This is a genomic window from Streptomyces coeruleorubidus (assembly GCF_008705135.1).
GTDB lineage: Bacteria > Actinomycetota > Actinomycetes > Streptomycetales > Streptomycetaceae > Streptomyces > Streptomyces coeruleofuscus.
In genome coordinates this window covers 8,429,311-8,440,990 of sequence record NZ_CP023694.1, presented here as the reverse complement: position 1 = coordinate 8,440,990, position 11,680 = coordinate 8,429,311, and the positions used below count along the sequence as shown (strand labels likewise).

The 11,680-nt window shown below is 69.1% G+C and carries 12 protein-coding genes; 10 read left to right on the top strand and 2 right to left on the bottom strand.

Features of this window, described 5'->3' with window-relative positions; all coding sequences use genetic code 11:
• Positions 1–666, top strand: coding sequence for a GntR family transcriptional regulator (locus CP976_RS38480; RefSeq protein ID WP_150484490.1), 666 nt, complete (start codon positions 1–3; stop codon positions 664–666).
• Positions 667–864: 198 nt separating this feature from the next.
• On the opposite strand, the gene CP976_RS38475 is transcribed toward CP976_RS38480, so the two are convergent.
• A complete protein-coding gene (locus CP976_RS38475) occupies positions 865–2,142 on the bottom strand; it encodes an NAD(P)/FAD-dependent oxidoreductase (RefSeq protein ID WP_150484489.1) in 1,278 nt (425 codons plus the stop codon).
• A 197-nt stretch (positions 2,143–2,339) separates the two neighbouring features.
• On the opposite strand from CP976_RS38475, the gene CP976_RS38470 reads away from it, so the two are divergent.
• The 5 genes from CP976_RS38470 to CP976_RS38450 all read left to right on the top strand — a co-directional run bounded on the left by CP976_RS38470 (position 2,340) and on the right by CP976_RS38450 (position 7,465).
• Positions 2,340–3,020: a haloacid dehalogenase type II gene (locus CP976_RS38470; protein WP_150484488.1), complete on the top strand. Its 681-nt coding sequence runs from the start codon at positions 2,340–2,342 to the stop codon at positions 3,018–3,020.
• Positions 3,021–3,466: 446 nt separating this feature from the next.
• Positions 3,467–4,573: an ABC transporter substrate-binding protein gene (locus tag CP976_RS38465; protein ID WP_150484487.1), complete on the top strand. Its 1,107-nt coding sequence runs from the start codon at positions 3,467–3,469 to the stop codon at positions 4,571–4,573.
• Positions 4,566–5,705, top strand: a complete 1,140-nt coding sequence (locus tag CP976_RS38460) for an ABC transporter ATP-binding protein (protein WP_150484486.1) — start codon at positions 4,566–4,568, stop codon at positions 5,703–5,705. Before CP976_RS38465 ends, CP976_RS38460 begins: the two co-directional genes overlap by 8 nt.
• Positions 5,706–5,708: 3 nt before the next feature.
• The gene (locus CP976_RS38455; protein ID WP_150484485.1) at positions 5,709–6,602 is read left to right on the top strand and encodes an ABC transporter permease; all 894 of its coding nucleotides are present in this window, start codon (positions 5,709–5,711) and stop codon (positions 6,600–6,602) included.
• Positions 6,599–7,465, top strand: a complete 867-nt coding sequence (locus CP976_RS38450; protein ID WP_150484484.1) for an ABC transporter permease — start codon at positions 6,599–6,601, stop codon at positions 7,463–7,465. Before CP976_RS38455 ends, CP976_RS38450 begins: the two co-directional genes overlap by 4 nt.
• A 137-nt stretch (positions 7,466–7,602) precedes the next feature.
• Here CP976_RS38450 and CP976_RS38445 read toward each other — a convergent pair whose 3' ends face one another.
• Positions 7,603–8,394 carry a helix-turn-helix domain-containing protein gene (locus tag CP976_RS38445; protein WP_150484483.1) on the bottom strand — a complete coding sequence of 264 codons (792 nt, stop codon included), beginning with the start codon at positions 8,392–8,394 and terminating at the stop codon, positions 7,603–7,605.
• A gap of 137 nt (positions 8,395–8,531) precedes the next feature.
• Between CP976_RS38445 and CP976_RS38440 the strand changes: the two genes are divergently transcribed.
• From CP976_RS38440 to CP976_RS38425, 4 genes are all read left to right on the top strand, one after another.
• Positions 8,532–8,990 carry an isomerase gene (locus CP976_RS38440; RefSeq protein WP_208838955.1) on the top strand — a complete coding sequence of 153 codons (459 nt, stop codon included), beginning with the start codon at positions 8,532–8,534 and terminating at the stop codon, positions 8,988–8,990.
• 99 nt (positions 8,991–9,089) lie between these two features.
• Positions 9,090–9,995 (top strand): NADP-dependent oxidoreductase, encoded by a 906-nt coding sequence (locus tag CP976_RS38435; protein WP_150484482.1) that lies wholly within the window; start codon positions 9,090–9,092, stop codon positions 9,993–9,995.
• A 62-nt stretch (positions 9,996–10,057) separates the two neighbouring features.
• Positions 10,058–11,119, top strand: coding sequence for an alkene reductase (locus CP976_RS38430; protein WP_150484481.1), 1,062 nt, complete (start codon positions 10,058–10,060; stop codon positions 11,117–11,119).
• Between the two features lie 11 nt (positions 11,120–11,130).
• Positions 11,131–11,610 (top strand): MarR family winged helix-turn-helix transcriptional regulator, encoded by a 480-nt coding sequence (locus CP976_RS38425; RefSeq protein WP_150484480.1) that lies wholly within the window; start codon positions 11,131–11,133, stop codon positions 11,608–11,610.
• Positions 11,611–11,680: the final 70 nt, after the last annotated feature.

Sequence of the window (11,680 nt, the reverse complement as noted above, 5' to 3'; positions counted from 1 at the left end):
ATGGCCCACAAGTTCGAGTGGCAGGAGCAGCGGACGACGACGCCGGACGGCGTCTACCGTGTGCTGCGCGCGGCCATCCTCGACGGCACCGTCCCTCCTGGTGGCCAGCTGCGCGAGGCGCACATCGCCGCAGACCTCGGGATCAGCCGGTCCCCGCTGCGCGAGGCGCTGACCAGGCTGGAGGAGGACGGGCTGGTCGTGAGGATCCCCTTCCGCGGGGCGTTCGTCGTAGAGGTGAGCGCTCGCGAGGTCGCCGAGATCGCCTCGGTCCGCCTGCGTGTCGAGCCGTACGCCGCCGAGTTGTCGGCCCAAGCCCTGCGCGGCACCGAGCGACCGCAGTTGATGCAGACCGTCGAGGACCTCCACCGGGCCATCGAGAAGGACGACATCCCGGCCGGCATCGACGCGCACCTCCGCTTCCACCGGCTCTTCTACGACCTCTCCGAGCACAGCGTCCTGCAGAGTCTCTGGAACGGCTGGGAGACCAAGCTGCGCCTCTACCTCAGCCTCGACCATCGCACCTACAGCGACCCGCACGATCTGGCCGTAGAGCACGAGAGGTTGGCGACGGCTGCCCTGGAAGGCGACAGCGACGCGTTCCGTCAGGAACTGGCCGCCCACTTCCAGTCGGCGCTGCAAGCCCAGCCGGGAGACGGACCGTCGTAGACGGTTCCGACGGCACACCCCACCGATGGAATGGCCTTACGCCGTGCGGGCCGCGTGTGCCCCGGGAGAAGTCCCTAACCACACCGGGCCCGACCGCATCACCCGCCCCGTTCGCGCCCCCGCGCCGGGCCGTGACCGGCGGACCCGCCTCACAGCGGGCCCGCTGCCGGTGTCATCCCCTCAGCGTCCGTGTCGCACCTACTTGATGAGGTCCTTGAACTTGTAGTAGCCGCCCGCGAAGGGCAGGAACCAGGGCGGGCCGAAGTGGCCCGGGATCCGCTTGAAGGGCAGGTCGCTCCAGGGGTTGGCGGCCGGTGTCCCGTTCATGCACTCGGCCATCTGCTTGCCCATGTGCGTCGCCATCTGGACGCCGTGGCCGGAGTATCCGAGCGAGTAGAACAGCCCGTCCTGCTCGCCGGCGTGCACCATCCGGTCCATGCTCATGTCGACCAGGCCGCCCCAGCAGTAGTCGACGCGCGCCTGGGTGAGCTGGGGGAAGACCTCGGTCATCGCCTTGTGCAGGATGCGTCCGCTCTTCTCGTCCGACTGCCGGCCGGCCATGGCGAAGCGGGCGCGGCCACCGAACAGCAACCGGTCATCCGGGGTGATCCGGAAGTAGTTCAGCAGGTTCATGGACGTCGATGCCATCCGCCGGTTCGGCAGCAGCATGTCGCAGACGTCCTTGCCCAGCGGCTCGGTCACGATGATGAAGCTGCCGACGGGCGCGATCCTGACCTGCTGCCAGCGGAACGGCCGGCCGGTGTGGCCGCTGGTCGCGACCAGGACCTGGTCGGCCCGGACGGTGCCGCGCGGCGTGACCAGCTCGTGCTTCGTGCCACCGAGCCGTTCGATCCCCTCGACCGGGGCCTTCTCGTGAATCGTCACGCCGATCCGCGCGGCCGCCTCGGCGAGCCCCTTGGTGAACTTGCCGACGTGCAGCCCCGCGCTCCTGGCCTCGACCATCGCGCCGTGGTAGCGGTCGGAGCCGATCTCGGCGCGGAGCTCGCTCCTGGGGACCAGACGGGTCTCCAGTCCGAGCCGGCCGGACATGATCTCGTGGGTCTTGCGCAGACCATCGAGGTGGGCCGGCTTGGAGGCCAGGTTCAGCTTGCCCGTGCGAGCGAAGTCGCAGTCGATCCCCTCGTCGGTGACGAGCTTCTCGAGCGTGTCGACCGCGTCGTGGTAGGCCATCAGGTACGCCTTCGCGGTGTCGAACCCGTAGCGGGCGACCGCGTCACGGAAGCCGATCGACAAGCCCGTGGTGGCCATGCCGCCGTTGCGGCCCGAGGCTCCAAAACCGACCGTGTCCTTCTCGAAGACGTGCACGTTCGCGCCCTTGCGCGCCAGGTGCAGTGCCGCCGACAGGCCGGTCAGGCCGGCCCCGATGATCGCGATGTCGACGTGCCCACCGATGTCGGTCCGGGACCGGTCCGGCCCCTGGGGAGCGGTGTCGAGCCAGTAGGGGGTGAACTTCATGTCGCTGCTCTCTCCTGCCAGTGCTGTCAACCGCTCTGGAGACGCACGTGGGTCAGGCCCTTCTTCGATGTCCGCCTGTCGGATCCGCTCTGAGAGGAGGCTCGGGGCCCGTTGACAGTGGTCGACCATACTCATATGGTCGACAATCGACAAGCGACAACGTGGTGGCTGTCTCGCAGATGACAACTGGAGAAACCATGAGATTCGAGAGCAAGCCGAAGTTCGTCACGTTTGACATGAACGGCACGCTGATCCACTTCCGCATCAACGAGGTGATCCGCCGGGTCCTGGGTGACCGGCTCCCGGCCGAGATCGCCGACGAGTTCCTGCGGACCGGCAACCAGTACCGGATCGACGAGTGCCTGGGCGCCTACCAGCCGTTCCACCAGGTCGTCGCCCACTCGCTGGAACGGACCATGCGCAGGTTCGGCCTCGAGTACCGCGAGGGCGACGGTCAGGCGGTGTACGAGGAGATCCCCACGTGGGGCCCCTACCCCGGTGTCAGCAAGGCCCTGCGGCGCCTGGCCGAGGAGTACCCGCTGGTGATCGTGACGAACTCCGACGACGTGCATGCCAAGCGCCTCGTGGAGAACCTCCAGGCCCCGTTCGAGGTCGTGATCACCGCCGAGGAGATGGGCGTCTACAAGCCACGGCTCCGCGCGTTCGAATACACGCTGGACAAGCTCGGTGTGGCACCCGACGAAATCGTGCACGTCTCGGCGAGCCCGAAGTACGACCTCCGCTCCGCGAACCACATGGGCATCAAGAACACGGTGTACATGGACCGCGGCTTCGAGCACGACGAACACTGGCTCGGCTACAAGCGGATCACCGACGTCGCCGATCTCCCCGTCCTTCTCGGGCTGCCCCGCCCTTGAGGAAAAGGTGACCACAGCATCACCGACCACGTCGTTCTCTACACCGAGACGCCGACCGCCCGCCTTGCTCGCGCGGGCGGCGGCGATACCCGCCGGAGCGTCGCATCCGGCGATCCCCGCAGCGTGCACCCCTTGACTCGGTCCCGGCCCACTGTCATTCTCTTGCCACTTTTAGCGTGAAGCTTCAGGAAATCGCGCTAGACGGGATAGATAGCGGCCCGAGGTCCACCTCCGGACAGTGATCGCCGTCCCTGAGGTTCGAGATCACCACCACCGCTCCCGGACGCATTCTCCCGAAGATGCACGGGCTCACCTTCCCCCCCCGCGTGCGGAGCCCTCCGCCCTCGCGCAGCCCCAGGGCGGACCGGCCCGGCCGCACGACCGCTGGCATCCCCCTCAGCTCCAGCACAGTCGGTCCCACGCGCCCCTAGATGAGGAGTATTGCCATGAGTGATCCCCAGATCGGCCGAAGAGCGCTCCTGCGCGGAGCAGGCGGTCTGGCCGCCCTCGCCGCCCTGCCCTCCCTCGCCGCCTGCGGCACCGGGACCAGCCGCAGCGCTTCCACCGGCACCGGTGGGAAGGGCGGCAAGACGGTGGTCGTCCGCGACAGCGGCGGTTCCTACGGCGCGGCCCTGCAGAAGGCGATCTACACGCCGTTCACGCAGGAGACGGGGATCGGCGTCAAGGTGCTGAACCTGGACGACGCTCCGCTGCTGGCCCAGATCAAGCAGGGCCGGCCGCAGTGCGACCTCATCAACAACTCGATGATGTCTCACCTGAAGTATGTGAAGCAGGGTGCCCTGGAGACGCTGGATCCCGGCCGGCTCAAGAGCCTGAAGAGCGCGAAGGTCCCCGAGAACCAGATCACTGAGCACGCCATCGGGCACAGCTTCTACGGCCAGTGCATCGCGTATCGCACGGATGCCTTCGATGGCCGCAAGCCGGAGTCGTGGGCGGACTTCTGGGACACCAAGGCGTTCAAGGGCGGCCGCGCGATGGTCAGCCCGGACGGTGACCTGCCGGAGCTGGAGTTCGCGCTGCTGGCCGATGGTGTGCCGATGGATAAGCTGTACCCGCTGGATGTGGACCGCGCCTTCAAGGTGCTGACCCGGCTGCGGGGTGACATCAAGAAGTTCTGGGACAGCGGCCCGCTGCCCGGCGTGCTCCTGAGCCGCCAGGAGGTGACGATGTCCACGGTCTGGGACGGCCGGATCGCCGATCTCCAGAAGCAGGGCGTCCCGGTCGAGCGGCAGCTCAACGGCATGCGCCGCCAGTTCTCGGGCTATGCCATCGCCAAGGGCGCGGCCAACGTGGATGGCGCCTACCAGCTCATGGACTTCGCGTTGCGTGCCGAGAGCCAGGCCGCCCTGGCCAAGGCCTTCCCCTCGAACCCGTCCTCTCCGGTGGCCTACGCCAAGCTCACCGAGGACGAGCGCAACGCACTCGCGGGTGCGCCGAAGTACTACGACGAGGGCTTCGACGCGGACATCGACTGGTGGCTGAAGAACGAATCGGCCGTCACCAAGCGCTGGTTGGAGTGGGCTCGTGGCTGAATTCGATGTGGTCACACCGTCTGTGACGGTGGCCGGCGGCACCCTGCCCACCGCGACGGGCAAAGCGTTGTCGGTGGTGGCCCTGCGCAAGACCTACGGGGACGTCGTCGCGGTCGACGAGGCGTCCATGGAGATCGCGGCCGGGGAGTTCGTCACCTTCCTCGGCGCCTCCGGATCGGGCAAAACCACGACCCTGATGATGATCGCGGGCTTTTGCGAACCGGACTCCGGCACCATCACCGTCGGGGACCGCGACGTCACGAAGCTCGCCCCGCAGAAACGCAACCTCGGCTTCGTGTTCCAGCAGTACCTGCTCTTCCCGCACATGACCGTGAGCGAGAACGTCGCCTTCCCGCTCACGCTACGCGGAGTGCCGAAGGACGAGATCCGCAGGCGGGTCGGGGAGACGCTGGAGATCGCCGGTCTGTCCGGGTTCGGCAACCGTAAGCCGCGTGAGCTGTCCGGCGGGCAGCAGCAGCGTGTAGCGCTGTGCCGCGCACTCGTCTACCGCCCGCCGGTCATCCTCATGGACGAGCCGCTGGGCGCGCTGGACAAGAAGCTCCGTGACCAGCTCCAGGTCGAGATCAAGGCCATCCAGCAGGAACTGGGCCTGACCGTCATCTACGTGACGCACGACCAGGAAGAGGCCCTGGTCATGTCGGACCGCATCGCGGTGATGCGCAACGGCCTGATCGAGCAGTTCGACACCCCGAGAGAGCTGTTCGAACGCCCGAGGACCCCGTTCGTCGCGGACTTCCTCGGCGCGGCGAACTTCCTGCCCGGCCGCATCGAGCAGCACACCGACGAGCACACCCTGGTCCGCCTCGATGCGTCCGGCGGCCTGATCAAGGCACGCCGCCACCAACTGGCCTCCGGCACGCCGGTCAAGGCCGCCGTCCAGCCGGGCCGGCTGCGGGCCTGCGCCCCCGACGACGGCTTCTGCACCGGCACGGTGGAGACCGCCACCTACGTCGGCACCCTGGTCCGCGCGGGCGTGCGGATCGACGGTGGTGACGCGCCGCTGCTGCGCCTGGAGGTACCGGCCGGCCGCGGCCCCGTCACCGGCGAACGGATCGGGATCACCGCCGACCCGGACGACGTCAACCTTTTCGCCGTCGAACAGGGAGGGTGAGTCATGGCTGCCCTCACCGCCACCGCCCCTGCCCGTCCGCGCAAGCTCCTGGCCTCGCGCAAGACCCGGGTCGGCATCCTCTACGCACTGCCCGTCGTCGTCTACCTGCTGGTGCTGTTCGTCTACCCGATCTTCACCACGCTGTTCCTCAGCCTGAAGAACGCCGACGGCTCCCTGACGCTGCACTGGTACGCCGAGGCCCTGACCGGGGTCAATCTGTCGGTGCTGATCACCACGCTGCGGATCTCCGCGGAGACGGCGCTGCTCAGCCTCGTCTTCGGGTTCCTCCTGGCCAACGCGATCTCGCGGCTCAAGCCCCTGTGGGCGGCACTGGCGATGCTGATCGTCGTCGTTCCGCACTTCATCAGCGCCCTGGTGCGCACCTACGGCTGGATCATCCTGCTCGGTGACAAGGGCCTGGTGAATGAGACCCTAGGCGCCATGTCGGTACCGGGGGCCCCGTTCCGGCTGCTCTACAACGAACTCGGCGTGGTCATCGGCACCACCTCCATGATGCTGCCCTACACCGTGCTGCTGCTCTACGGCGTGATGCGCGGCGTGGACCGCCGCCTGCTGGCCGCCGCGTCCAGCATGGGCGCCGGACGCGTGACCATCTTCCGCCGGATCTACCTGCCCCTGGTCGCCCCCGGACTGGCCAGTGCCGGACTGCTCAGCTTCATCCTCTCGCTGGGCTACTACATCACCCCCGCCCTGATGGGCGGACCCAACCAGACGATGATCGCCACCCTCATCAACCAGCAGGTCACCAAGGAAAACCAGTGGAACGGGGCGGCCGCTCAGGGCGTCATCCTGCTGCTGCTCACCTTCGCCGGGCTGCTGCTGGTCAAGCTCGTCAGCTCCCTGGGCGCCAGCCGTAAGAAGAGGAGCGCGTCATGATGGAGCTGCGCAAGACCCTCGCCGGGCGCATCACCCTGACCGCCATCGCCACCGTGATCCTGCTGTTCCTCGCCCTGCCGATCGTCGTCATCCTCGTCACCTCCTTCAGCAACAACGCCTTCGCCGCCTTCCCCCCGGACTCCTGGACGCTGGGCTGGTACAAGGCACTGTTCGCCGACGGCAGCAAATGGCCCGCCGCCCTGACACTCAGCGCCTTCGTCGCCTGCCTGAGCACCGTGTTCTCACTGATCATCGGCGTGACCGCGGCGACCGCCCTGACCCGCAGCGAACTCCCGCTGCGCTCCGCGGTCTACGCCCTGGTCCTCGGCCCCCTGCTCATCCCGCAGATCGTCACCGCACTCGGGCTGTTCCTGCTCTTCGAACCCGCCGCGATGCTGGGCAGCCCCATCGCCATCGCCCTCGGCCACACCGTGCTCGCCTCACCCATCGCGGTGCTCATCCTGATCGCCACCCTGCGCGGCATCGACGAACGCCTCGAGGACGCCGCCGCCAGCATGGGCGCCAGCCGGCTGACCATCGCCCGGCGCATCACCTTCCCCCTCGCCGCACCCGGCATGATCGCCGCCGCGATCTTCTCCTTCATCACCAGCTTCGACGAGTTCTACATCTCCCAGTTCCTCTCCTCCGTCGACACCGTCACCCTGCCGGTGCAGGTCTACAACTCCCTCACCTTCGACATCGACCCCAGCGTGACCGCGATCAGCGCCATCCTCATCGCCTTCGCGATCCTCGCCCTCGCCCTGGTCGCCCTCGTGCGCTGGCTCGGCTCCGGACGCCAGAACTCCCTGCTCTCCGTCGAGAACACAGCAGGCATCGCCGCACCCGGAGGCGAGACCGTATGACCACCAGCCCTGTCCCTGCCCGGCTCCACACCTGAGCGAGCCGGACGGAAGCGCAGGGCTCGCCCGCGCCCTGGCCGGGTGGTGCAGTGACCGGCGCACTGCGGATGCGGGGACACATCCCTAGCCGCCGTGACGATTCAGGCGACAGCCGCGCGCATCGTGGCCGCCGTGCGCGGATCCGCCGGGAAGAACGTCTCGATGGCGATCTCGTCGAGCGTCACGTCTCGCGGCGAGCCGAACACCGTAGTTGTGTACAGCAGCGCGAGTTCGCCGTACTCGGACGACAGCCTCAGCGGAACCACCAGGTCGTCCGCCGCCCCGTCCGGGGAGGGCTCATCCGCGTCTCCCCCGGGAACGGGGTAGCTCTCCAGCTCCGCGAGCAGCTCCGCCAGACCGGCGGCCGACGTCCGCTCCAGTTGGCGGCGGACCCGGCGCAGCACGTGCGCCCGCCATTGCGCGAGGTTCCGGATGCGCCGGGACAGGCCGTCGGGGTGCAGGGTCGCCTTCAGCACGTTGAACGGCGGCCGCTCCGGCTCCCCCGCCGCGTCGCCGAGGAAAACTCCCATGGCCCGGTTCGCGGCCAGCAACTCCCAGCGTACGTTGACGGCGAGCGCCGGATTCGGCTCGTGTCCGGTCAGGACGGCCTCCACCGCGGCGCGCGCCGCCCCCAGGTCGGCGAGGGCGCGCTCGGCGTGCACCGGGGCGAAGCCCGCGGCCAGGTAGAGCGCGTTGCGTTCCCGCAGCGGCACGTCCAGCTCGTCGCACAGCCGTCGGATCATGTCCCGGCTGGGGTTCGCGCGCCCGGTCTCGATGCAGCTCAGGTGCCGGGTGGACAACTCGGCGGCGAGCGACACGTCGAGCTGCGAGCGACGCCGACGCTCGCGCCAACGCCGCACCAGCACCCCGACCGGCTCGGTGGTGGTCGTCATGGGTGGAAGGTTGCCCTGCCTCGCGTGCCACGGCAATGACCTACCAGGTCATCGACAGCCCTCGCCGGCGGACCCAGAGTCGGAGGCGGATGCGCAGCTCGTAGCGCAGTGACCTACCGGACGAAGGGACACCGGCCATGACCGAGTCGACAGCACAGCCCGAGCCCCGGACCGAGACCGAGACCGAGACCGAGAAGGAAACCGTCGTCGAGCAACTCGAACAGCTCGCGCAGTACGTGCGGTTCTGGAACGCCGGCACCGAGCCGGAGCAGCGCCGACTCGCGGCCACGGCCCTCGCTGAGGGCGTCGAGTACCGCGCGGAGATCGGAATCCTCAGCGGGGCACAGGCATTGATGGACTTCCGGAACCAGTTCGTCGACCACGTCGGCACCGCTGCGCTGCGGCTGCGTGAACGGCCCCAGGTCCACCACCGCCGCGCCAGGCTCCAGTGGGAGATCCTGACCGGCGACGGCGACGGCGCGTCCTTCGCCACGGGAACCGATGTGATCCAGTTCGACCAGGACGGCCGGATCAGCTCCGTCATCGCGTTCCTCGACCGGGCTCCCGCAGGCTTCGACGCCGAGGCGCATCGCTAGGGGGTGTCCGCCACAGAAAATACTTGGCTAGCCACATAATTGCTGTTACGTTATGTGTCTAGCCACCTAATTGGTGGCGACACCCAGAGAGGAGTCGTCATGAAAGCCATCCTGTTCGACCGTTTCGGCGGCACGGAAGTACTGCGCGAGACGGACATCGAGGTTCCGCAGCCCGGCCCCGGCCAGATCCGCGTCCGCGTCAAGGCGGCCGGGCTGAACGCCCTGGACGGCAAGATCCGCTCCGGGGCACTGGAGGCCGTGTTCCCGACGCCGCTGCCCTCCGTGCCCGGTCACGAGCTCGCCGGCGTGGTGGACGCCCTGGGTGAGGGCGTGCGGGACATACAGGTGGGTGACGAGGTGCTGGGCTGGTCGGACACCGGCTCGTACGCCGAGTACGCGCTGGCCACCACCGTGGCTCCCAAGCCCGCCGGGCTCGACTGGCAGCACGCGGTCGCGCTGCCGGTGGCGGGCGAGACGTCCGAGCGGGTCCTGAACCTGCTCGGCGTCACCGCCGGGGAGACCGTGCTGATGCACGGCGCGGCGGGAGCGGTCGGAACCCTCGCGGTCCAGCTCGCAGCGGCCCGCGGAGCGCGTGTCATCGGCACCGCCGGCCCCGCCAACCAGGAATACCTCGCCGCGCTCGGCGCCACCGCGACCGTTTACGGCGAGGGCCTGGTAGAGCGGGTCCGGGCGCTCGCCCCCGACGGCGTGGACGCGGTGTTCGACCTGGCCGGGAAGGGAGCCCTCGAGGACTCCATCGCCCTGCGCGGCGGCACCGAGCGCATCGTCACCATCGCCGACTTCCGCGCGCACCAGCTCGGCATCACCTTCGCCAACGGCCCCCAGGAACGCTCGGCCGCCCGCCTGGCCGCCCTGGCCCAGGACGCCGCGACCGGCAAGATCGTCACCACCGTCACCGCCTACCCGCTCGACCAGGCGGCCACGGCCCAGCAGGTCAGCGACGCCGGGCATGTCCGCGGCAAGCTCGTCCTCACCCTCGACTGATCACGCTGCCTCTCTTTTCCCCCCAGCGACCACCTGGTTATCACCGCACCTAAGGACGACACATGCTGAACTCCCTGTGGATACCCACCACCGTCGGGGCCATCACCCTCCCCCACCGCCTGGTCATGGCCCCCATGACCCGTGACCGCTCCACCCCTGAAGGCGTACCCACCGAGATGAACGCCGAGTACTACGCCCAGCGGGCCTCGCACGCGCTGATCATCACCGAGGGAACCCAGCCCTCCACCGACGGACAGGGCTACCTCCTCACCCCCGGCATCCACAATGACGAGCAGATCGCCGGGTGGCGCAAGGTCACCGACGCCGTGCACGCGGCCGACGGCCGGATCGTCATCCAGCTCATGCACACCGGACGCATCGCCCACCCCGACAACACCCCCCACGGGCGCCTGCCGGTCGCCCCGTCGGCGATCCGGCCGGAGGGCGCGATGTTCACCGCGTCCGGGCCCCAGGAGATGCCGACCCCCCGTGCTCTGTCGGAGCAGGAGGTCGCGGCGACCGTCGACGACTTCCGCCGCGCCGCGGCGGCTGCCGTCGCGGCGGGCGCCGACGGCGTGGAGATCCACGCCGCCAACGGCTACCTGGTGCACCAGTTCCTGTCCGACAACACCAACCAGCGCACCGACCGCTACGGCGGCTCCCTCGACAACCGCATCCGCTTCGCCGTCGAGGTCGCCACCGCCGTGGCCGACGAGATCGGCGCCGACCGCACCGGCCTGCGCATCTCCCCCGGCAACCCCTACAACGACATCGCCGAGTCCGACACCGCCGAGCTGTATCCGGCCCTCATGCGCGCCCTCAGCCCGCTCGGCCTCGCCTACCTCCACGTCCTCCACGCGGGCGACGACGCGCTGCTGGAAACCCTGCGCGCGCTGTGGCCGACCACGCTGATCCTCAACAGGGCCGGCAGCGACCTGCCCACCCGGGCCAAGGACATCGAGCACGGCAGAGCCGACCTCGTCTCGGTCGGCGCCCTCGCGCTCGCCAACCCGGACCTGGTCGAGCGGCTACGCTCTGACGCGCCGCTGAACACCCCCGACCCGGCGACCTTCTACGGCGGCGGAGCAGCCGGCTACACCGACTACCCCACCCACACCGTCTGAGGAACCGAACCATGCCCGCCCCCACACCTCGCATCCCCACCACGGCCGGCGAGGGGCCGATGAGCTACGCGATCTTCCAGCTCGCCCGCGCTCACCGCGCCCGCGCCGCCGCCATGCTCCGCGAGATGGACCTGCATCCCGGCCAGGAGCTGCTGCTGATGCAGCTCCTGGACCGGGACGGCCAGACCCAGTCCGAACTGCTCGAAAGCGTCGGCCTGGACCACTCCACCGTCTCCAAGTCCCTGCGCCGCATGCAGGACGCCGGCCTGCTCGTCCGTGAGCCGGCCGAACACGACCGGCGGGTCATGGTGGTCCACCTCACCGACAAGGGCCGTGCCATGCGCGAGCCCCTGGCAGCCATGTGGCGGGCCCTGGAGGAGACCTCCGCGCAGAACCTGTCGGCGCAGCAGGCGGAGACCTTCGTCCGCACCGCCTACGCCATCGCCGACGCGATCAACAGCCGCGCTGTTCCGCGGGAGGAGTCCGAGTAACTCCCCCTGTGCGCACCCCGGTTCGGCCCTGCCCTGCCCTGCAAGCTCCCACCTGATGCCTCGGGGGCAA

What these genes read in the sequence shown, in the direction of transcription:
- CP976_RS38480 (WP_150484490.1), top strand. Translation starts at nt 1, where the DNA reads ATGGCCCACAAGTTCGAGTGGCAGGAGCAGCGGACGACGACGCCGGAC.
- CP976_RS38475 (WP_150484489.1), bottom strand. Translation starts at nt 2,142, where the DNA reads ATGAAGTTCACCCCCTACTGGCTCGACACCGCTCCCCAGGGGCCGGAC.
- CP976_RS38470 (WP_150484488.1), top strand. Translation starts at nt 2,340, where the DNA reads ATGAGATTCGAGAGCAAGCCGAAGTTCGTCACGTTTGACATGAACGGC.
- CP976_RS38465 (WP_150484487.1), top strand. Translation starts at nt 3,467, where the DNA reads ATGAGTGATCCCCAGATCGGCCGAAGAGCGCTCCTGCGCGGAGCAGGC.
- CP976_RS38455 (WP_150484485.1), top strand. Translation starts at nt 5,709, where the DNA reads ATGGCTGCCCTCACCGCCACCGCCCCTGCCCGTCCGCGCAAGCTCCTG.
- CP976_RS38450 (WP_150484484.1), top strand. Translation starts at nt 6,599, where the DNA reads ATGATGGAGCTGCGCAAGACCCTCGCCGGGCGCATCACCCTGACCGCC.
- CP976_RS38445 (WP_150484483.1), bottom strand. Translation starts at nt 8,394, where the DNA reads ATGACGACCACCACCGAGCCGGTCGGGGTGCTGGTGCGGCGTTGGCGC.
- CP976_RS38440 (WP_208838955.1), top strand. Translation starts at nt 8,532, where the DNA reads ATGACCGAGTCGACAGCACAGCCCGAGCCCCGGACCGAGACCGAGACC.
- CP976_RS38435 (WP_150484482.1), top strand. Translation starts at nt 9,090, where the DNA reads ATGAAAGCCATCCTGTTCGACCGTTTCGGCGGCACGGAAGTACTGCGC.
- CP976_RS38430 (WP_150484481.1), top strand. Translation starts at nt 10,058, where the DNA reads ATGCTGAACTCCCTGTGGATACCCACCACCGTCGGGGCCATCACCCTC.
- CP976_RS38425 (WP_150484480.1), top strand. Translation starts at nt 11,131, where the DNA reads ATGCCCGCCCCCACACCTCGCATCCCCACCACGGCCGGCGAGGGGCCG.